The sequence below is a fragment of the Micromonospora globispora genome (genome assembly GCF_003857015.1).
Classification (GTDB): Bacteria; Actinomycetota; Actinomycetes; order Mycobacteriales; family Micromonosporaceae; genus Micromonospora; species Micromonospora globispora.
The window spans coordinates 1-657 of the sequence record NZ_QGGF01000171.1 but is presented as its reverse complement, the minus strand read 5'-3'; the positions used below and the strand labels follow the sequence as shown (position 1 = coordinate 657).

Genomic DNA, 657 nt, shown 5'->3' with positions numbered 1-657 from the left:
CCGAGGCGATGTTCCGCACCTGCGACGTCAGGTTCGACGCCATCGAGTTCACGTTGTCGGTCAGGTCCCGCCAGGTGCCCGAGACGCCCTTCACCTGCGCCTGACCACCGAGCTTGCCCTCGGTACCCACCTCGCGGGCCACCCGGGTCACCTCGTCGGCGAACGACGAGAGCTGGTCCACCATCGTGTTGACGGTGTTCTTCAGCTCCAGGATCTCGCCCTGGGCATTCACGGTGATCTTCTGCGACAGGTCGCCCTTCGCCACCGCCGTCGACACCTGGGCGATGTTCCGCACCTGGCTGGTCAGGTTCGACGCCATCGAGTTCACGTTGTCGGTCAGGTCCCGCCAGGTGCCGGCGACGCCGCGTACCTGGGCCTGACCACCGAGCTTGCCCTCGGTACCCACCTCGCGGGCCACCCGGGTCACCTCGTCGGCGAACGAGGAGAGCTGATCCACCATCGTGTTCACGGTCGACTTCAGCTCCAGGATCTCGCCCCGGGCATCCACCGTGATCTTCTGCGACAGGTCACCCTTCGCCACCGCCGTGGTGACCGAGGCGATGTTCCGCACCTGCGACGTCAGGTTCGACGCCATCGAGTTCACGTTGTCGGTCAGGTCCCGCCAGGTGCCCGAGACGCCCTTCACCTGCGCCTGAC

General features: G+C 66.5%; 1 protein-coding gene. It reads right to left on the bottom strand.

All coding sequences use genetic code 11. From position 1 onward, the window contains the following. A partial coding sequence (locus DKL51_RS06555) for a HAMP domain-containing protein (RefSeq protein WP_185734726.1) occupies positions 1 to 657 on the bottom strand: 657 nt, incomplete at both ends.